Genomic DNA, 20,952 nt, shown 5'->3' with positions numbered 1-20,952 from the left:
TAATGTGAATTCTTTATCAAAATATATGGAGGAAAAATGAAAGGTAAATTTGAAAAAAAAATTATCCTGTGGTCTATCCTGACTGCTCTCATCCCCCTATTGCTTTCCTACGGGATATTTATCTATGATAAATTCACCTCTATACAGGATCGCGTGGATGGAAATTTATACAGGATGTCGGTAAATATCAGCAAAACCCCCTTTATCATAGACAGACTTTCCAAACATCAGCAGGATATGTCCATTCAAAATTATACATCTTTCTTTGTGGATCAATTAGAAGATGTAGATATCATTGTAATTGCCGATATGAACGGGATCAAATATTCCCATTTGGATGAGACACAGATTGGAGAAGTTTTTGTCAATGAAGATAAATGGAAAATTTTACACGAGGGAGTCCCTTATTTTTCCCTTAAAAAAGGTTCCCAGGGACTCACCCAAAGACGCTTTGAACCTGTATTTAAAGATGGAAAGCAGATAGGCTTTGTTATGGTGGGAAAATACTATAACGATCTCAAACTTCTCACTGTGAGGACAGCTATCATGTATCTATTCCTATTTTTAGGAGGAGTTATCTTAATTTGGATTTTAGCAGGGATCTTTGCAAAAAACATTAAAGATAAAATTTTAGGGCTGGAACCGGAAGAAATATCCCGTCTCTATAAGGAAAAAACTATTATTTTGAACAATGTCAATGAGGGGATAATTGCACTGGATAAAAGTAATAAAATTATGGAAGTAAACAGCGCTTATTTAAAACTTTTCCCTGAAAATTCTCCTGCTCTGTTTATAGAGGAGATAAAAAATATTATCTTTGAAGAAAAGCCCTTTGATATGAAGGAGATTATCATCTTCCAAAAGAAAATATTTATAAGTTTTCACCCCATTATAAACTCCAACGAATACATTGGCTCTATTATAACAATTACCAGTAGAAGCCAGATTAAAGATGTAGTTGAAGAAATTACAGGGGTAGACCAGATTATCAAAAGTATGAGAGCAAATATACATGAATTTAAAAATCGATTACATGTCATCACCGGACTTTTAGAACTAAAAAAATATGATATTCTAAAGAACTATGTTTTAGAACTTCAAGAAGTTGAAAAATTAGACCAGGTTAATTTCAATAATATAGATGACTACTATATAAAAGGTATTCTCATTGGGAAGTTGGGGATTGCCAAAGAGCAGAGGATCAATCTAAAATTAAAGGAAGGATCTTTACTCTATGAAAAACACGGTATTATCTCCTACAACGATCTTATTGTTATCATCGGAAATCTCATAGAAAATGCCTTTGAATCTTTCCATCTTTCAAATATCGAGGAAAAAAATGTAATATTATCCCTTATGGAAGACAAAGAATTCATTGAGATCTCTGTTTTTGATAATGGTTCCCCTGTAGATCCCAAAATTAAAGATAAAATTTTTCAAAGAGGTATCTCCTCCAAGGGAAATAAACGTGGTTCTGGTCTATATCTGGTTAAAAATAGAACTAAACTTTATAATGGAAACTTTTCCTTCAGGGAAGATACAAATGGAAAAACTTTTACTATTAGATTATTTAAAGAGGTGAATTACAATGTATAAAGTATTAATTGTTGAAGATGATCCAATGGTTGCAATGATCAACCAAGACTATATAGAGATGATAGAAAATTTTGAAGTTATCGGCTGTGTAGCAACTAAAATAGATGTTTTTAACAGTTTAAAATCAAATAAGATAGACCTGATTATCTTAGATGTATACCTTCCAAACTCAGATGGTCTGAATATATTAAAAAAAATCAGAGAAAAGCAGTATTTAACCGATGTTATCATGGTTACTGCTGCCAATGGAATTGAAGGTATAAAAAAAGCCATGGCATACGGAGTTATAGATTATTTAGTCAAACCCTTTCAAAGAAACAGATTCAATGAAGCTGTGGATAAATTTTTAACTAAAAATAGTTTTTTTGAGACTACCAATAGATCAGAGAAGGCTAACCTCAGCCAGGATAAAATAGATATGTTTTATACTAAACCTGTCATGGAAAAATTAGATCTGCCCAAGGGTCTCCATGAAAAAACTCTGGATAGGATTTTATCTCTCCTTTTAAAAGAAAAAAATAAAATATGGACTATTCGGGAGATCTCTAAGGAACTCAACATCAGTAATGTTACTATAAAAAAATATATGGATTATTTGGAGAGTGTAAGAAAAATAAGTTCTACCACAACCCATGGAAATATTGGCAGACCGGAATATAATTATCGGGTAATCAAGTAAAGTAGATGCAGTTAAGAAAGGAAATTTAAATTAAAAGAGTAATATATTAATATGTTTTACAATTTAAAAGTCCCATAAAAATTTGATAATTATGACAAATTTAAAAAGTTTTTATTTATTAGAGGTGATTTATGAAAAATTTAAGAAAAATAGGAAAAAGTTTTCGTTATACCATACTGTTTATAGTGGTCATCAATATCCTATTTATAGGCGGTGTATGGATCTATTCCACATATAATTATTTTAATAAAGAATCTGAAAAGATAAAGCAGGATTATACAACCAAAGAAAAAATGAGGGTAAAGGATGCTATTAATAAAGTTATACAAAGTATAGAGTATCATAAGTCTGAAACAGAGAAAATCTTAGATAGGAGTATTAAAGAAAGGACCTATGAAGCTCATGATATGGCTTCGGTTATATATGAAAAAAATAAAGGGAAGAAAACCGATGAAGAGATAGAAAATCTTATCAAAGAAACTCTTGAAGTTATTAGATTTAGTGATGGAAAAGGATATTATTTTGGTGGAAATGTTGATAAAGGGAAGCTTTTATTCACATCTAATCCTGATTATGTCGGAGAGATGGTTTTAGATTACAGAGGTCCAAATGGAAAATATATATTCAGGGAGATGGTAGCCTTAGTAAAGAAAAAAGGAGAAGGTTTCTATGAATATCTGTGGGCAAAGCCTGGAAACACAGGATATGATCATAATAAAAAATCATTTTTAAAGCTCTTTAAGCCTCTTAATCTCTGGATAGGAACTGGAGCATATTTTGAAGATGTAGAAAAAGATATAAAAGAAGATGTTTTAAATGAAATTACTCATAGAAGTCCAGATAATGGAAAATATATCTTTGTATTGGATTTTTCAGGAAATCTTTTGGCCACTGAAAATATCGATGAGAAAAAAGCCATAGGAAAAAATTTGTGGGAGTTGAAAAATTCTAATGATGTAAAAATAATACAGGAACTAAAAAAAATATCTGTAAACCCCCAGGGAGGATTTTTAAACTACAATTGGACAAAACCGGGAAAGGGAAGTAAAGAAATTTCTAAAATGACTTTTATCAAGGCAATAAATGACTGGGAGTGGATGGTAGGAACTGGAGTTTATTTAGATGATATAGCTAGGACAATTTCCAATAACAAAAAAATTTTAAAGGATCAAATGGAAGGGATCTTAATAGAAATTTCATTTTTCATATTTTTAATGGGTGGGATAATTTTTTTATCTGAATTTTATGTTATGAGAAAAATAAAGAGGTTTATTGATGAAAGTGAAACTGTCTATGAGACATTGATAAATCTATCCCTTGATGGAATTTATTTAGGAAATGAAAAAGGAGAAATAGAAGATTGTAACATCAGTGCATATAAGATGCTAGGATATACTAGGGAAGAATTAGGAACTTTATCTCTATATGATTTCAAAAAAAATACTTCAGATGATTTTGACACTTCTAAAAATCCTGTTACAGGTGATTCCTACGAAGAAAGAGTTTTTAAAAAAAAGAATGGAAAATTTCTTTTTCTCGAATTAAACTCAAAATATGTAAAACTTAACAACAAAAAAATGTGGATTGCCTTTGTTAGGGATATTACAGACAGGAAAAAAATGGAAAAAAAACTTATGGAACTTTCAATCACAGACGGACTGACCCAGTTAAACAATAGAAGATACCTTCTAAAACAACTGGAATTAAAACTCGAGAATGTAAACCTTGAGAAACCACTGTGTGTATCTATGATTGACATCGATCATTTTAAACAAGTTAATGACACTTTAGGCCATAGTGCTGGAGATGAGGTCTTAAAAGGATTTGCAAAGATATTGACTGAAAATCTTCGAAAAACTGACCTCATAGGCCGATATGGAGGAGAGGAATTTTTAATAGTACTCCCAGATACCTCTCTAAAAGAAGCTGAAAAAATTATGAATAAAATAAGATTAATTATCTACGATACATCTTGGAAATATCCGGAACTCCGGGTAAGTTTCAGCGGTGGTATATTAGAAGTAAATAAAACTCAAGATATAAGTTTAGAAAATATAGTTATTAAGGTAGATGAATTACTTTATAAAGCTAAAGAGGAGGGAAGAAATAAAATCGAGGTAAATACTCAATAAAGATCAAGATATAATAACAGAGAGAAATCCTTTATTTTAAAGGATTTCTCTCTGTTTATTTTAAAACATATTATATATCTTATTTTTGATCAATTATCTTAAATGATCAATTGGTTTTCAACCTTATTCCAATTTTCAATTAGTTGATCTAGTTTATTCTGATCTTCTCCAAAAATAAGAAGGGAATCAAATTCTAATATTTTTGTGTTTGCCTGAGGAAAAATTTGGTGGTTATTTCTTTCGATGAGAAGGAGAAGGACTCCTTTTTCAAATTGCATATCCATTACACTTTTATTATGAAATGAACTTCCACTTTTTACTTTTAATTTAATCATCTTTTCTTCCATAAATTCTATTTGTTCTAAGTCAGGTTCAACCCATTTAGAACTCTCCGTATCTTTCATTCCAAATAATGTAGCTACAAAGGGTAACGTTGTTCCCTGTATAGTCACTGAGATTACTACAACATAAAAAACTATAGGAAAGATAATTTCAGCACCCTCTATCTTTGCAAGCACAGGTAGAATTGCAAAAACTATGGGAACTGCTCCTTTTAACCCTCCCCAGCTTATAAATAATTTTTCCTTCATGGAAAGTTTTGTTTTATATAGAGTGATAATCACACTAAGTGGCCTCGCAATTAATATAAGTGCAAACCCTATAAAAGTTCCAACTTTCCAAACATTAAGTAATTCACTGGGGAATACTAGAAGTCCTAATATAAGAAATATACCAATTTCAACACCCCAAGATAAACTAACAAAAAACCGTCTAGAACTTTTTTTGAATTGGATTGCTGAATTTCCTAATACTAATCCATAGATATAAATTGCAAGATAACCATTACCATTTAATATATTTGTAATCCCAAAAGTTAAAAATACTCCAGATACCAGGATCAGCTGGTGTATTTCCGGCAACTTGATTGAAAATCTTTTAAGGAGACCTATAGTTCCTCTAGCTGATAAAAATCCAATTAACCCACCAACGACTATTTGAAGAAATAAAAATGTTAGACCCTCAAGTGTACTAAAATCAGGCCTTGTAATCAGACTAATCAATAAAATGATAATTACATTAGCCATTGGGTCATTTGTCCCCGATTCAACCAAGAGGATTGAAGAAACTTTTTTCTTTAATTTTAATCCTCCAAAGGAGAGGAGTGACATCACTGCCGATGCATCTGTAGATGACACAATAGCACCTATTAGAAGTGAGTACGTAATACTAAATCCAGTAAAAAAATAAACTATAATCCCGACAATAGCCGTGTTTATAAATACTCCTATAAAAGCTAATAATAACCCTTCGAAAGCTCCATTTCTAACAGTGTTTATATTTGTTGAAAAAGCTCCATTAAAAAGGATAAAAGCAAGAGCAATTCCTCCTATCAACTGAGCTATTGCCATATTATCAAAATAAATACCTCCAAAGCCTTCTGATCCTGCCAACATCCCAACACCTAAAAATAATAGTAAACTTGGCAGACTATATTTTTTTGAAATACGCAATGAAAAAATAGAAGATAATATTAGAAAACCTATTATCATACTAATTTTATCTATATTCATACTTTCCTCCTCTATTTTAAAAACTTTCCCTAATTATTATAAATATTAAATTACTGTAAAACATCTTTTTTACTTTTCTAGTAAAATATATAGTATCATAAATATCTAAATTTGAGTTGATTTTATAATTTTTTTCACCCTAAAAATAAGTTTTATCCTTTAGTTTGTTTTAAGCTGACCGGTATATCAAACCCTTTATTAGAGAAAAGATGAATTCAAGTTCACAAAGATACAGTGTATCATATCGTTCTAAATTAATTGTTTTTTCTGTGTCGCCTTCTTTAAATTCAAACTTTTTTGTATTTCCCCTAACTCTCCCCTCCCTTAATTCCTTACTTTAAGATATACATCAATCAATTTAAATTTCTTTTATTTTTTTATTTGTACCGAACAGGACAACTCTTTATTTTATTAGATAATATTATTAGTCTTAATAATAAATCACAGGAGGAAAAAATATGCATTTATTGAAAAGAAATATTAACAGTAAAAAATTAACTGCAGGCGCTATGATTATCGCTGGGATAACAGAAACAAGGGTCTAAAGAGACTAAAATCATCAAAAAAGGAGCTCCTCAAAATTTTGAAGAGCTCCTTTAATTTTAATCCTTTATTATTAATTCAATACTTGACATAGCCTTATTTCGTGAAATATCAGAAATTTGAACTTTTACTCTTTCTCCTAGTTCTTTACCTTTAAAATAATTTTTAATCCCTTCACTTCTTTCTGTTATTATTTTATTTATTTTTTCTTCTAAAATTTCATCTTTTGTATCTCTTTTAAAAAACATCTCTTCCTTTAATTGTGTATTCAACAAGTTTTTTTCCACCTCTTTATCGGTAAATAGGGTAAAAATTATATTTATATCCTCTTTTTTTTCTAATATCTCAACTACTTTCCCCAATGTATTATTATCCTTATTTTTAAAATTTGGATTTAAATAGTCATATTCAATAAATAGATCTTTTTCATCTCCTATATTAAAAGAGTTCAATATAAAGTCCGCTGGAGAAGCGACCGCTCTTATTAAAATATTTTTTAGTGCTTCTAAGACAACCTTGGATATTTTGAATTTAGGATTGTTAAAGTCTCCAGATATAGGAAGGTCTAGTTTTAAATTATCCTCTCTATCTTTAAGTATATTAACTCCTAATTTTAAAGGAATCATAGAATTTACCTTTGTTGCCTCTCCTATGTTGATCTTTTCTACAGAGATAAGGTTTTCTCCTACTACTTTTCCTTTATTTAGACTGATATTACAGTTATAATTAAGTTTTCCATTGTCAATTTCGTTGGGTAAATTTTCAGAAAGTACCTGTTTAAAATCTAAAAAATTCAAATTATATATATCTAACTCTCCATCCATATTTAAACTTACAGGGGAAAAATCCCAGCTCTTTTCCAATGAAGACAGGAAATTAAACTTAAACTTTCCATTCCCTGTTAGATCAGCTCTTATATCCCCGTTAAATTCTTTGTTTTTTTCTGTAGTAAAACTATCTATATCGACTGTAATATCCCTTAGATTATACTTTATATCCTTATTAATATAATCTAGCCGGCCATTACTTACACCTATATTTTTTATGAATAATTCAGGTAGTTTAACTTTCCCTATTTCCTCTTCTTTTAAATTATTTTTTTCATGACCTTTGGAACTTTCTCTCTGTGTTATTTTTTCCTGTATATTATTTTTTTCTTCTTTTTTCTTTATTTTTATCCATGGCCTCTCTAACTTTATTTTATTTAACCTTATTTTATTTTTGGATATTTCTCCTATCTCTATCTCTCCACTCTTTAACCAAAAATTAACTTCATCCATATTAAACGCTCCTCCTTGAGCTTTTATCTTTCCTCTAATATGGTAATCTTTGCTATTCTTTGAGATCGTATTATTAAATTTTAAATTTTCTACTTTTAAAACCATATCATCTTTTTTTAATGATAGCTTTTTTAAAGAAATCAAATTTTCCATCTGGAGATTATTCGTTAAATAATTAAATTTCGAAGATATATCTAAACTTCCATTTAAGTTTAATTTTTCTTGTAAAAGTGGATCTATATTTTTTAAATTTAAAGATAGTATATTTATATTTCCTCCAATTCCAATATAATTTAGATCTTCTTCTTTCCTTACAGCCTTTTCTTTTTTTATTTCCCCGGTAAAATTAACTTCCGAATTTTGAAACTTTCCTGCAAATTCAAAATTTGAATTTCCTTTTAGTGTCCCTAGATCATTTATTTTAAAATTTTCTATCTCTAAGTTTACTTTTTCATCATATATTTTATAATCTGATATTTCAAACCTTTTTATATTAAATATAGGATATTCTAGTTCATCTCTTTTTACACTACTCTCGTTTTCTTTTTCTTTTGAAATTTTTGAGATAAGAGACATATACTTTTTGATATTTTCTATATCTACTACACCTTTATTTGTTCTTATATCTTTTAGAAAAAATTTATTCTCTTTTATTTTAAAATCCTCTATTTCTCCTTCTACACTTCCAATTGAAAAAAGTTTTCCAAACTTGTCAGAACTTACTTTTAAATCTTTTAGACTAAACTGACCTTTTAAATTATAGATTTCTTTTAAAAAATTGAAATTAAAATTAAAGCAACTATCTATCTCTCCCTCTAACTTTTCCAAACCATATAAAGCTTTTACTATATAAAGCTTATCATCTAATAAAAAATCTTTTGTTTTAATTTCTCCCGATAGAGATCCATCTTTCTTATATTCTAAATTTAAATTTATTTCTCCACTTTCATAAAAATCTACTATTGAGTTTAAAATAATATTTTTATTTTCATACAATAATTGTGGTGTTTCCAGAGTAAATTTATTTTTACCCTGGACCACCTGATCATTATAATAAAAAGTAAAATTATCTATAGTAATATTTTCTAATTCAACGCTTTTTATATAGTGGTTAGTTTCAGTTGCATCCTCTACTTTTTTATTGTCTGAACCTATTTTTTTCAGAATAGAATCAAAATTAGCTGTCCCATCACTATATTTCAATGTGAAATTTGGGTTTATAAGGGTTAACTCCTCTATATAAAATTTTCTTTTTAATAGGGGTAATATATCTATATTTACATTAAAAGAATCAAATTTTACGAAAATATTTTCCCCGTCATCCTCATATATCTTCAAATTTTCAATTGAAAGAATATTCCTGAGGTAGTTATACCTGAAATCTCCGCTGCTTACTTTTCTTCCGATTGTTTTCTCTAATTTATTTACTGCTATATTTTTTACTATTGATGGCAGCTGAATCATAAATATAATCCACCCTATAAACAAACCTATATAAATTTTTTTCTTCATTTTTTCTCAAACCTCTCCTTATTTTTATCTATACCACATCTATATTTTTTTAAAAAATTATTTTGGTTTATGAACTCTATAGATATGAATCTTTAATTTTCAAAAAAAATAACAGCTTCTCATAAATCTTGAGAAGCTATTGTACTTTTTTATTATTTTCTTAAACGCCTGCCTAAACTTTATCCCTCCTAATTATTAGGAGAGACAAGTATAAAATGAAGTTAAAATACCTCTAACTTATTTTTTTTCAGTGGCCATGCCCAAAGAGCCAGGTAGATCCCAGAAAAAGTTATTAATTTTATAAAGATGTTATCTATATAAAAACTTCCTCCTAATGCCAGGAGCGTACTCATAACAACTTTAAATTTAAACTTTACTATATAAGTCAGATCTAACTTTATATATTTTTTATTAAATGTAATGTATAACAAGATAAAATTAACCATAGATGCTATGGCTGTTGCCAGTGCCAATCCACTATGCTGGAATTGCCTGATCAATACTGCATTTAAAATTATATTTATTAATATTGACACAACACTAAATATTACAGGTCTTTTGGTATCTTTCATCCCATAGAATGCCCGACTCATAAGGTGAACTGCCGTATAAAAAAATAATCCTACTGAATAATATATCAAACTTTCAGAGGTAATAGTTATGGAATTTTGTGTAAATTCTCCATGACCTAAAACCAGTTTTATTATATCCCTTGCATAAAATATCAAGACTCCCATACTGGGTATGATTAAAAATTGTAAAAAATTCAATCCCCTTTGAAGACTCTTACTGACCACCTCAGTTTCATTGTTTGAAATAGCCTTAGAAAGAGTCGGATAGATTACTGTAGCTATGGAAATACCAAATACTCCCAGTGGCAGATTATATATCCTTGTGGCATTTTCTAATGCCGATACTCCTCCGCTGGCTAGGTGGGATGCAAAGAATTGATCCACTATACTATTTATCTGTCTGGCAAAGATACCAAGAAGCATAGGTACCATCAAGATAAAGATCTTTTTCAGATCATCATCTTTAAAATCTATCCTAAATTCATAGTTTTTAACTATCTTTATAAAAGTAGGCAGAACTACTAAAAATTGTAACAGCCCACCTGCAACTACTCCTACTGCCATTGCCGTTACACCATATTGTTTTCCATAAACCATAATACTAATTATTATGGCAAAGTTAAAAAATAATGAGGTACTAGCAGGAATTAAAAACTTTTTAAAGTTATTTAATATCGCAGAGATCATCCCGGCTAACCCTATAAATACGAAGTAGACAGCCATTATTTTTAAAAGTTTAGAAGCTATGACCTTTGTTTCCTCTGGATATCCTGTCACAATAAAATTAATTATATTATCAGAAAAGATAACCATGAGAATTGTTATCAGAGTTGTAAATATAAATAATAGATTTAAAACTGAATATATCAGAGATTTAGATCTCTCAGCTCCGTATTTTTTTTCCTTGTCGTTGTAGACAGGAATAAATACCGTTCCTAAGGCTCCCTCACCTAATAATTGTCTGAAAAAATTACTTATTTTAAAAGCACTGAAGTAAGCATCAGTAAACTTTGTAGCTCCAAAATAATATGCAATAAGTGCTGTCCGAACCAACCCTAAAACTCTACTGGCCAAGGTGATTATCATAATCAAAATACCACTTTTAAACATCCTAGATCACCTCACAGGGAGTTTTCAATTTTATTCCATGTTCTAATATCTCTATATCATCATCTCTATACAGTTCCAAGAGAGATAGAAATAGATACACCAGATGAAGTCTGTCTACAGCTTTGGAAAATATATCTTCTAAATAAACTTCCCTCCCTGCAGGTATACTCTTCCATAATTTATTTTTTTCCTCTTTAAGGTCATATTTAACTTCAATATCGATCTCATATACATCTGTATTTTTTATATATTTAGAATAGATATTAAATATCAGGTTTCCGCTTAAATTGGATAGATCAAAATCTGTATTTGGAACTTTTATTATATTTTTTCCCTTACTGAATTTAGTATAGGAGATATTATATTCATTTTCTAATTCCCTTATTTTTTCACTTAATTCCTTAAATAATTTATATTCTGCAAGTTTTTGTGAAAGAGCTTCCTCTTTTTTCTCCTTCTCCCTCATATTTAAGATAGATAGTGCTTTTATCTCCAATAATTCACTGGCAACTCCTAAAAATTCCACCTTGATAGAGACACTCTCCCTTCTGGCATCCTCTATAAGAGATAGATATTCATCTATAAGGGTACTTATCTTTACCTCTGTTATCTTCATCTCTTTTTTTTCCAAAAGATGGAGAAGAAGGTCCAGGGGACCTTCAAAATTTTCTAATTTAATCTCTATTTTCATTTTTACCTTCTTTAATTTTTATTTTTATTTAATCTTTTCACCACGAATTACTTTAATTTTTATTACTTTGAAGATAATCCTTCCATATCAAAACATCATTGGCGATGGCTGTCTTTAATTCATCTATCGAATTAAACTTTTTTTCAGTTCGGAGATTCTTTATCAATTCCACAATAACTTTTTTTCCATATATATAATCTGAAAAATCCAATATATGAGTTTCTACACTTAGTTCTCCGTCTTTTAACGTGGGATTCCTTCCAATGTTAACTACCCCGTCATATACCTTGTCGTAACCTTCTATCTGAACCCTAGCTCCATATATCCCAAATGGAGGATAGATCTTATCAATTAATTTTAAATTTGCTGTGGGGAAACCTAGTTGACGTCCATATTTTTTCCCATGAACTACATTTCCTATTATAAACAAATTATAACCTAATAGATTTTTTACTGTGTCCAGCTCTCCACAGGTAATGAGTTCCCTAATTAAAGTACTACTTATGACTTTTTTCCCTGAAGTTACAGGATTCGCCTTATTTACTTCGATTCCACAGGTTTTTCCCATCTTAATCATATCGTCTACAGTTGCTGCTCCTCCTGCACCAAATCTAAAATTAAATCCTACAAATATTTCACGGGTTCTAAATATCTTTAATAGATTTAAAAATTCTAATGGTGTAAGGGCAGAAAAATTTTGATCAAATTTTTGAAATATGACATAGTCTACTCCTAATTTTTCCAAAAGGTGGACCTTCTCTTCCTTTGAATTTATTAGTTTAGGAGCTGTTTTTTGAGGCATAAAACTTTTAGGATGTTTATCAAAGGTAAATACTACTGATTTCCCTCCTATTTTTTTTGCTCTTTTAATTGCCCCTTTAATTACATTTTTATGACCTTCGTGTATTCCATCAAATGCTCCAATCGCCACACATAGATCGTGATTTTTCTCTTTTAATTGAAATATATCATCTATGATTTTCATACTATACTCCTTATTTATTTTCTTCTTTCAAATCATTGTATATCTTTTCTATCCGTCTAAACCTATTTCTAACTCCAGATTTACTCAAATTAATCAGATTTCCTAATTCATGAAGGGAAAATTCTGGATTTTGTAACCTCAACATAGCCATCTCCTGCAATACCGAAGTTAGTGAAGAAAGACCGATCTCCTTGTCTATATACTCTATCATAAGTACGTGTTTTCTCCCAGTATTTAATGTCTTTGTTTCATTGGCTACTTCCCAGTTTATCTCTCTAATGGTCTTATTTTTTATTTCTTTCATCATTATTGTTTCTTCGTATTTAAAAAATTCTTTAAGTACTCCCACAGCCACTAAAACATCCATAATATCCTCTGAATTTCTCAGGTATATCAAAAATTTATTTCTTTTAGTCGTTTTAAAACATCTTTTATCCCTTGATTTTAAAAGGGAATAAAGTTTATCAGCTACTTCTTCAGAATCTATAAAAAAATCAATGGCATATTCTTTTTCAGGATCCTTTATATATCCACAGGCTAAAAATAATCCCCTGAGAAAACCATTGTATAGGTCCTCCCTTTGATCTAACTGCTCCTCTATCAATCGAAAAGAATCTAAAAACTTATTATATCCCATTTGATATGGTATAGTAACCACATATACCTTATGTTCTCCCAGTTTTTTACTGATAGAATATTTTATAAATGTCTTTAAATTTGTTAACTTTTTAAAGAGTTCCACCACCCTCTGCGAAAGAGGGTAGTTTTCCAAAGTTATCTCAATTTTTTTTTCATAAAATGCATTCTTTGAATAAAGTATTCCATAGATCTCAGCTAGATTTTCATCATAACTATCGATCTCTTTACTAAAAATTTCATCTTTTATCCTAAATGTATATGACATCTCCACTCCTATCTATTTAGCTTCACTCCAATTATAACCCATAGCTACATTAGCCTTTAATTTCACATGATCTAGTTTTACAGTTGTTTCCATTATATCTTTTATAAGTTTTGCATACTCTTCTATCTTATCTTCCTTTACTTCAAAGATCAATTCATCGTGAACCTGTAAGTTCATCTTTATATCTTCCCTACCCTCTAACTTTTTATCTAATTCTACCATTACTATTTTCAAAATATCTGCTGCTGTCCCTTGGATTACAGAGTTTACTGCCATCCTTTCAGCTTGTTTTACAATATTTTTATTGGAAGAATTTATCCCATCTATCGCTCTTTTTCTATCATAGAGGGTTCTTACAAATCCATCACATTTAGCATCTTCTATTATCTTTGTTTCTAAAGCCTTTACTCCTGGGTACTGAGTAAAATATCTAGAGATATATTCTTTTGCTTCACTAAGGCTTATTTTTAGTTCACTGGACAATCCAAAGGCTGTTTTCCCATAGATTATACTAAAATTAACGATTTTTGCCAAAGATCTTTTTTCACGACTTACTTCTTCATCTTCTGTCAGAGAAAATAATTTTCTGGCTGTAAGATCATGAAGATCCTTGTCTTGCTCATAGGCAAGGATCAGAGTTTCATCCTGACTTATTTCAGCTAGAACTCTAAGTTCAATTTGTGAATAGTCAATAGCTAGGAGTTTATATCCATCTTTTGCCTCAAATCCCTGTCTGATCTTTATCCCCTCTGGTGTTTTCACTGGGATATTTTGTAGATTTGGATTAGACGACGACAATCTTCCAGTTGCTGTTCCTGTCTGGTTAAATGTTGTATGTATCCTACTATGTTTATCGACTAATTTAGGCAGTGCTTCTACATAGGTACTTTGTAATTTAGCTAATTTTCTATATTCCAAGATATTTTTGGCAATAACTTCTCCATCTCTATCCCTAAGCACTTCTAGCACTTCTACTCCTACAGATTCTTTCTTTACCTTCGCTAATTTCATGAGCTGGAATAAAACTATCCCCAATTGTTTAGGTGAGGCTATATTAAATACCAGCTGGTTATTCAATAATTCCTCCAAATCAGCTTTTTCTATCTTTTCTTCATATGCAGTATATTCTGATTTTTTCTTATAGTTAAGTTTCCCTAACTGTAGGAGACTCTCTCTAATCTGCTCTTCACTCAATTCCATCATATTGATATTATGTTCCACACCTTTTTTTACTTCAGCTTTGATTTGAGGGATTATCTCATCTAATTTTACAGCTAATTCTTGCTGATATTCCTTAAAGTAATCCAAATTAATTAAGATTCCTTCTTCTTCCATCTTGTATAATACTTTAACTAATTCCATCTCGATATTGTATATTTTAGTTAAGTTTTCCTCTTCTAATTCCTCTAAAAATTTAGTTCCTGATCTATATAAAAATTTAGCTCTGATCTCTAAAAATTCATGCATATCTTCTAAACTTATTTTTTCAATAGATTTTTCCTTTAAGATTTCATTTTGTGTTTTTAAAACCTCTCCATCTCTGTCCAAGACCAAGTTTTCAAACTCTTCCTTTGTATGGTTGGTCAAAAGATAATTTCCTATAAAGATATCACACTTTATATTTTTAGGATCTATCCCTGATTTTAGTAATTTCTTATACCCATAAATTATATATGGTGTATCCAGTTCAAATAACGGTTTTAAAGCATCTAAGGTTATCTCTGCTGTTATAAGAGCACTTGGATTCAAAGAGACATATCTGCTCCCCTTATCTGTAACAAATACTATTCCTTCTTCATTTGCAAAGAGTGCCACCTGGTCAGATTTCTCTACCTCTTTTTTTAATTTTTTTATTCCGTCTAGATCTACAATGTTACTTCTTTCAAACTCTTTCTCTTTTAAAATTTCTACTTCTTTACTCTCTTCTTTTTCCTTTTTTTCAGAAAGAGTTTCTTCTATCTTTTTCTCTATCAGTTCAAATTCTTCCATTGTTATAGATGCTGTATCTATAACTTTTAAAATTTCTTCTAAAGCTTTCTCAAGCTCACTCTGCCTTTGAGAATCTGCCTCTTCTAGAATCTTTTTTTCTGAACTTTCAACTTTTTTAATATCCAAAGTTGGCTTACCTTTTTCTTCCTTTTCTAATTCTAAAGTAAATCTTTTGATATAGCTTTTAAAATTTAATTCTTTACATAAATTTACTAATTTATTTAAATCTTTATTATATTTCATATCTTGCAAATTAAAATTTAGATCGATATCTGTCTTGATCACTGCCAGTTCCCTGCTCAAAAATGCAAGATCCTTATCTTCGATAATATTTTTCACTAGACCCTTTCCTATTCCGGGGATGTCACTTAACTTTTCTACATTTTCATATATTCCTTCTAAATTTCCATATAGATCTAACATGGGAACTGCCTTTTTAGGACCGACTTTTCTTACACCTGGAATTCCATCACTGGAATCCCCAATAAGACCAAATAGATCAGGAATTAATTCTGGTGTAACTCCTAATTGTGCCACTACATCTTCAGGAGTTCGAAGGATTCCAAATCTACTTTTCCCATCTCCCTTTCCTAAAAGAGCAATCTTTATATTTTCATCTAAAACTTGAGAAAGGTCTTTATCTCCAGTCACTACATATGTTTCTATTCCTTCTCTTGAGAGTTCCTTTGCATAGGTTCCCATAACATCATCGGCTTCGTGCCCTTCAATTTTTACTTTTTTTATATTAAATACGTCTAAGAGTTCTTCAATTCTTTTTATCTGTAATGCTAGTTCATCTGGCATTGGTTTTCTATCTGATTTATATTTATCATAAATTTTTGTTCTTTCCAAAGATTTTCTGCTTACATCAAAAGCTCCTATTATATATTCAGGTTCAAATTCTTTTAGGACACCTAATAGTGTATTTAAAAATCCAAAGGTTGCACCGGTCGGTTCTGAACTTGTTCTAAGGTTCATATGTGCATAATATGATCTGTACATAATTGCACTTACATCTAATAATACTGCTTTTTTCATTTTATTTTCTCCTCATATTTTTCCATTTTTTAAATTACTTTTTTTTATTTTTTGGAAATATATTAATTATTTTTTTATTTTTAAATTAAATAGATCCAATTGGACTAAATATAAATAATAATATCACTATTTATTATATCATAAATTATTTTTATTTAGAGCTTATTTGAAGATTTTATAGATTTTATTTGGTTTTATTATTTTTATTTTAAATTTTATATAAATTAATTATCGGACTATATAACATATAAAGTAATTATAATATAGTACATGTGTGTCCTGTCAAAAAAAACATTATTTTTTTGAAAAAAAGCCTTGATTTTTGTAAAAAAATAGATTATAAACTTAATAGTGACAATTAAACAACTTAAATGTTTGTAAATAATACAATATAATTCAAAGGGGGATTAATAATGAAAAAGTTTGACTACATGGAGAAATTTGGACATGAGCAATTGGTGTTCTTTCATGACAAAGCTACTGGATTAAAAGGAATTACTGGAATTCACGATACTACTTTAGGACCTGCCTTAGGTGGAACTAGATTATGGAACTACGCTACTGAAGAAGAAGCTATTGAAGATGTGCTAAGACTTAGTAGAGGTATGACATACAAGGCTGCTTGTGCTGGTTTAAATCTTGGTGGGGGAAAAACTGTTCTTATTGGAGATCCTAAAACAGTTAAATCTGAAGCTTATTTCAGAGGATTAGGAAGATTTGTTCAATCATTAAATGGTAGATATATCACTGCTGAAGATGTTAATACATCTACTAAAGACATGTTATTCTTATCTATGGAAACTGACCATGTTGTTGGATTACCTGGTAAGAGTGGAAACCCTTCACCTGTTACTGCTTGGGGAACATTCGCTGGATTAAAAGCTACTTTAAAGGAAGCTTTTGGATCTGACTCTGTAGCTGATAAGACTTTCGCTGTACAAGGTGCAGGACAAACTGGTTATTTCTTAATCAAATACTTATTAGGATATGATTTCTTAACTGATACTTATACTAAAGAAAAAGCAAAGAAAATATACTTTACAGAAATTAATGAAGAGCATATTGCTAGAATGAAAGCTGAGCATCCTGAAGTTGAATTCGTTGCTCCAAGTGATATCTATGGATTAGATGTTGATTTATTCGCTCCTTGTGCATTAGGAGGAGTTATCAATGACGAGACTATCCCTCAATTTAAGTGTAAAGCTATTGCTGGATCTTCAAACAACGTTTTAAAAGAAGACTCACATGCTGATGTTTTAAGAGAGAAAGGTATAGTTTATGCTCCAGACTACGTTATCAATGCTGCTGGATTGATCAACGTTTACTATGAAATTAAAGGATATAACAGAGTTAATGCGCTTAATGATTCTGAATTAATCTACGACAGATTATTAGACATCTATAAGATTGCAAATGAGCAAAATATCTCTACTCATGCTGCTGCTTCTCAATATGCTGAGCATAGAATGGAAACTATGAAAAATATAAACAGAACTTATATCAAAAGATAGAAGTTAAAAAGAGAAAAAAGGAAGTTCTACTTCCTTTTTTCTTTATTTTTTTGAAAATTTTAAAAAATGATATATTATAGTAATAGAGATAAATTTATTCTTAGCTAAATTTTAGGAGGTATTTATGAAAATTTTTGACTATATGGAAAAGTTTGGACATGAGCAATTGGTGTTCTTTCATGATAAATCTACTGGATTAAAGGGGATTACCGGTATTCACGATACTACTCTAGGTCCTGCCTTAGGAGGAACCAGATTATGGAACTACGCTACCGAGGATGAAGCTACCGAGGATGTACTGAGACTTAGCAGAGGTATGACATATAAGGCTGCTTGTGCCGGTTTAAATCTTGGCGGAGGAAAAACTGTTCTTGTTGGAGATCCTAAGAAAGTTAAATCTGAAGCTTATTTCAGAGGATTAGGAAGATTTGTTCAATCATTAAATGGTAGATATATTACTGCTGAAGATGTTAATACATCTACTAAAGACATGTTATTCTTATCTATGGAAACTGACCATGTTGTTGGGTTACCTGGTAAGAGTGGAAACCCTTCACCTGTTACTGCATGGGGAGTATTCGCAGGATTAAAAGCTACTTTGAAGGAAACTTTTGGATCTGACTCTGTAGCTGACAAGACTTTCGCTGTACAAGGTGCAGGACAAACTGGTTATTTCTTAATCAAATACTTATTAGGATATGATTTCTTAACTGATACTTATACTAAAGAAAAAGCTAAAAAGATCTACTTCACTGAAGTAAATGAAGAGCATATTGCTAGAATGAAAGCTGAGCATCCTGAAGTTGAATTCGTTGCTCCAGATGATATCTACGGTTTAGATGTTGATTTATTCGCTCCTTGCGCGCTAGGAGGAGTTATCAATGACGAGACTATCCCCCAATTTAAGTGTAAAGCTATTGCTGGATCTTCAAACAACGTTTTAAAAGAAGACTCACATGCTGATGTTTTAAGAGAGAAAGGTATAGTTTATGCTCCAGACTACGTTATCAATGCCGCTGGATTGATCAACGTTTACTATGAAATTAAAGGATATAACAGAGTTAATGCACTTCATGATTCTGAATTGATCTATGACAGATTATTAGATATCTATAAGATTGCCAAGGAGCAAAATATCTCTACTCATGCTGCTGCCTCTCATTATGCAGAGTATCGAATAGAAATCATAAAAAACATCCATAGAACTTATATTAAAAGATAAGGGGTTATTCAATGAATTTTAAAATTAAAGATATAAAAAAATTACTCCACGATCAAAATTATTTGGAATTTGATAGACTTTTAGTCGCCATGGAAAAGAATTTAAAAGAAGACATTACAATTTATATTTTAGATGATGTGGGCAGCAGGTTAAATGTTATCAATACCTTTGATGAGTTGGAGGAGTTTAAAAAATTGATGATCCAAGTATATGGAATCTATGGATATTTTTAAACCAACGTGACGTTTTATCCAGACAGGTAATGTTTGGATAACATCCTTCCCTAGATAATTAAAAAAACAAGCTGATTTTAAAGAAATTTCTTTAAAATCAGCTTGTTTTATTTAGTATAGATCATCTTCTTTCCAAGTATGCTCCATATAATTTCTGTAAAAATCCAGAGTTTTTTCCTGTTTAATATGTATATAATTTACTATTATTTGATAATTATCAAATAATAGATCTACAAACTTCATATCTATAAAATTATTCCGCCCCATTTTTTTCATTATTTCAAATATTTTATCTTTTCCCATCTCATTTCTATATGACTTTCTCTCCATTCTGGAAATAAATATATCTGAGACTGCGATAATTCTGGCTCCTGTATCTAAATCTTTAGCTACACGATGAAATGGATATCCGCTTCCATCGAGCCTTTCGTGGTGGTAGGACGCCCACTGCACTATCTGATGCAGTCCCCCTATAGAATTTAAAATCTGATAGGTATAGTAGGGATGACTCTTAACAATTTCAAATTCTTCCTTGGTGAGTTCACCCTTTTTCTCCAAGATACTATTTGGAATTATCAATTTCCCTAGATCATGAAAATTCGCTGCTATCCTCAAGACCTTGATCTCTAACTCTGTGAGACCAAATAAATTCCCCAGCATCTCAGAACAAGCTGATACTCCTGTGGTATGCGTTACTGTATATTTTGATTTAAAATCAATAACATCTTTAAAGAGATCTCCCATACTGGCAAGTTCATTTAAGTTAATTTCTTTTTTCTTTAGAGGCCCTTCATGCAAAAGGATAGAATATAATCTATAGGATGTCAGATCAAACCAAAACTCCTCCTTGGTTGAAATTGCTTTAAATCCTCCTACTACTTTACTATTTAATATATCGTTCTCTAATCTAGCTAGTTCTTTCCATATATTTTCTACCTGATGGAGGATATACCTGTCCCTGCTGATCATCATATCTACAAAGTTGGCAAGGAGTATAATCTGTGAAGATATCGTTAATGGTTTATCGATATTTCCCTTCCAATCTTTCCAATCTAAATAATGATACCTTATAACCTTAGCAGCATCTTTTAATATGGATACCCTCTGAACAAATAATTCACCCCTTATACATTGTAATTCATAGTCTATACTTTCCTCTGAATTAATTTTTTTTCCAATATCATGCAGTAAAGAAGCTATAAATATATTTTCTATAGTTACTTCATCTAAATTAAGGTATCTTGCTAATTCTAACGCAATAAAAGCTGTCCTCAATTGATGCTGCGGTGAATTTTGATTTGCCATATCTATAGATTCCGATAGAGATAATAGCAAATTACCTAAATTAATTGTAAAACTATCCTTCAAAGTAACCCCTCCTCCT

At 30.3% G+C, this 20,952-nt stretch carries 14 protein-coding genes; 6 read left to right on the top strand and 8 right to left on the bottom strand.

What is annotated here, in order from left to right; all coding sequences use genetic code 11:
• Positions 1 to 36 precede the first annotated feature (36 nt).
• The 3 genes from K337_RS0106055 to K337_RS0106045 all read left to right on the top strand — a co-directional run bounded on the left by K337_RS0106055 (position 37) and on the right by K337_RS0106045 (position 4,407).
• Positions 37 to 1,596: an ATP-binding protein gene (locus K337_RS0106055; protein WP_028855816.1), complete on the top strand. Its 1,560-nt coding sequence runs from the start codon at positions 37 to 39 to the stop codon at positions 1,594 to 1,596.
• Complete coding sequence (locus K337_RS0106050) at positions 1,589 to 2,275, top strand: response regulator (protein ID WP_028855815.1); 687 nt, start codon at positions 1,589 to 1,591, stop codon at positions 2,273 to 2,275. The genes K337_RS0106055 and K337_RS0106050 overlap by 8 nt, the downstream gene beginning before the upstream one ends.
• Before the next feature lie 131 nt (positions 2,276 to 2,406).
• Complete coding sequence (locus tag K337_RS0106045; protein ID WP_028855814.1) at positions 2,407 to 4,407, top strand: cache domain-containing protein; 2,001 nt, start codon at positions 2,407 to 2,409, stop codon at positions 4,405 to 4,407.
• 98 nt (positions 4,408 to 4,505) lie between these two features.
• On the opposite strand, the gene K337_RS17815 is transcribed toward K337_RS0106045, so the two are convergent.
• From K337_RS17815 to K337_RS0106005, 7 genes are all read right to left on the bottom strand, one after another.
• The gene (locus K337_RS17815; protein WP_051251633.1) at positions 4,506 to 5,978 is read right to left on the bottom strand and encodes a potassium/proton antiporter; all 1,473 of its coding nucleotides are present in this window, start codon (positions 5,976 to 5,978) and stop codon (positions 4,506 to 4,508) included.
• Between the two features lie 602 nt (positions 5,979 to 6,580).
• Positions 6,581 to 9,313 carry a DUF748 domain-containing protein gene (locus K337_RS0106030; protein ID WP_028855813.1) on the bottom strand — a complete coding sequence of 911 codons (2,733 nt, stop codon included), beginning with the start codon at positions 9,311 to 9,313 and terminating at the stop codon, positions 6,581 to 6,583.
• Between the two features lie 221 nt (positions 9,314 to 9,534).
• A complete protein-coding gene (gene murJ / locus K337_RS0106025; RefSeq protein ID WP_028855812.1) occupies positions 9,535 to 10,995 on the bottom strand; it encodes a murein biosynthesis integral membrane protein MurJ in 1,461 nt (486 codons plus the stop codon).
• A 1-nt stretch (position 10,996) separates the two neighbouring features.
• Positions 10,997 to 11,686 carry a segregation and condensation protein A gene (locus tag K337_RS0106020; RefSeq protein WP_028855811.1) on the bottom strand — a complete coding sequence of 230 codons (690 nt, stop codon included), beginning with the start codon at positions 11,684 to 11,686 and terminating at the stop codon, positions 10,997 to 10,999.
• Positions 11,687 to 11,738: 52 nt separating this feature from the next.
• On the bottom strand, positions 11,739 to 12,671 hold the full coding sequence (locus K337_RS0106015) for a bifunctional riboflavin kinase/FAD synthetase (RefSeq protein ID WP_028855810.1): 933 nt from the start codon (positions 12,669 to 12,671) through the stop codon (positions 11,739 to 11,741).
• A gap of 10 nt (positions 12,672 to 12,681) precedes the next feature.
• Positions 12,682 to 13,575 carry a DNA-binding protein WhiA gene (gene whiA / locus K337_RS0106010; protein WP_028855809.1) on the bottom strand — a complete coding sequence of 298 codons (894 nt, stop codon included), beginning with the start codon at positions 13,573 to 13,575 and terminating at the stop codon, positions 12,682 to 12,684.
• A 12-nt stretch (positions 13,576 to 13,587) separates the two neighbouring features.
• Positions 13,588 to 16,602, bottom strand: a complete 3,015-nt coding sequence (locus K337_RS0106005; RefSeq protein WP_028855808.1) for a DNA polymerase — start codon at positions 16,600 to 16,602, stop codon at positions 13,588 to 13,590.
• Positions 16,603 to 17,015: 413 nt separating this feature from the next.
• Between K337_RS0106005 and K337_RS0106000 the strand changes: the two genes are divergently transcribed.
• From K337_RS0106000 to K337_RS0105990, 3 genes are all read left to right on the top strand, one after another.
• On the top strand, positions 17,016 to 18,113 hold the full coding sequence (locus tag K337_RS0106000) for a Glu/Leu/Phe/Val family dehydrogenase (protein ID WP_028855807.1): 1,098 nt from the start codon (positions 17,016 to 17,018) through the stop codon (positions 18,111 to 18,113).
• A 124-nt stretch (positions 18,114 to 18,237) separates the two neighbouring features.
• Positions 18,238 to 19,335 carry a Glu/Leu/Phe/Val family dehydrogenase gene (locus K337_RS0105995; protein WP_028855806.1) on the top strand — a complete coding sequence of 366 codons (1,098 nt, stop codon included), beginning with the start codon at positions 18,238 to 18,240 and terminating at the stop codon, positions 19,333 to 19,335.
• 11 nt (positions 19,336 to 19,346) lie between these two features.
• Positions 19,347 to 19,568, top strand: coding sequence for a hypothetical protein (locus K337_RS0105990; protein ID WP_028855805.1), 222 nt, complete (start codon positions 19,347 to 19,349; stop codon positions 19,566 to 19,568).
• A 111-nt stretch (positions 19,569 to 19,679) separates the two neighbouring features.
• Here K337_RS0105990 and K337_RS17810 read toward each other — a convergent pair whose 3' ends face one another.
• A complete protein-coding gene (locus K337_RS17810) occupies positions 19,680 to 20,936 on the bottom strand; it encodes an HD domain-containing phosphohydrolase (protein WP_051251632.1) in 1,257 nt (418 codons plus the stop codon).
• Positions 20,937 to 20,952: the final 16 nt, after the last annotated feature.

The organism is Psychrilyobacter atlanticus DSM 19335, from assembly GCF_000426625.1.
GTDB classification, from domain to species: Bacteria; Fusobacteriota; Fusobacteriia; order Fusobacteriales; family Fusobacteriaceae; genus Psychrilyobacter; species Psychrilyobacter atlanticus.
Note: the sequence above shows the minus strand (reverse complement) of the source record. Positions and strands in the feature narration are given on the sequence as shown.

What these genes read in the sequence shown, in the direction of transcription:
- K337_RS17815 (WP_051251633.1), bottom strand. Translation starts at nt 5,978, where the DNA reads ATGAATATAGATAAAATTAGTATGATAATAGGTTTTCTAATATTATCT.
- K337_RS0106005 (WP_028855808.1), bottom strand. Translation starts at nt 16,602, where the DNA reads ATGAAAAAAGCAGTATTATTAGATGTAAGTGCAATTATGTACAGATCA.
- K337_RS0106055 (WP_028855816.1), top strand. Translation starts at nt 37, where the DNA reads ATGAAAGGTAAATTTGAAAAAAAAATTATCCTGTGGTCTATCCTGACT.
- K337_RS0105995 (WP_028855806.1), top strand. Translation starts at nt 18,238, where the DNA reads ATGAAAATTTTTGACTATATGGAAAAGTTTGGACATGAGCAATTGGTG.
- K337_RS0106000 (WP_028855807.1), top strand. Translation starts at nt 17,016, where the DNA reads ATGAAAAAGTTTGACTACATGGAGAAATTTGGACATGAGCAATTGGTG.
- K337_RS0106020 (WP_028855811.1), bottom strand. Translation starts at nt 11,686, where the DNA reads ATGAAAATAGAGATTAAATTAGAAAATTTTGAAGGTCCCCTGGACCTT.
- K337_RS0106015 (WP_028855810.1), bottom strand. Translation starts at nt 12,671, where the DNA reads ATGAAAATCATAGATGATATATTTCAATTAAAAGAGAAAAATCACGAT.
- murJ (WP_028855812.1), bottom strand. Translation starts at nt 10,995, where the DNA reads ATGTTTAAAAGTGGTATTTTGATTATGATAATCACCTTGGCCAGTAGA.
- whiA (WP_028855809.1), bottom strand. Translation starts at nt 13,575, where the DNA reads ATGTCATATACATTTAGGATAAAAGATGAAATTTTTAGTAAAGAGATC.
- K337_RS0106050 (WP_028855815.1), top strand. Translation starts at nt 1,589, where the DNA reads ATGTATAAAGTATTAATTGTTGAAGATGATCCAATGGTTGCAATGATC.
- K337_RS0106030 (WP_028855813.1), bottom strand. Translation starts at nt 9,313, where the DNA reads ATGAAGAAAAAAATTTATATAGGTTTGTTTATAGGGTGGATTATATTT.
- K337_RS0106045 (WP_028855814.1), top strand. Translation starts at nt 2,407, where the DNA reads ATGAAAAATTTAAGAAAAATAGGAAAAAGTTTTCGTTATACCATACTG.
- K337_RS0105990 (WP_028855805.1), top strand. Translation starts at nt 19,347, where the DNA reads ATGAATTTTAAAATTAAAGATATAAAAAAATTACTCCACGATCAAAAT.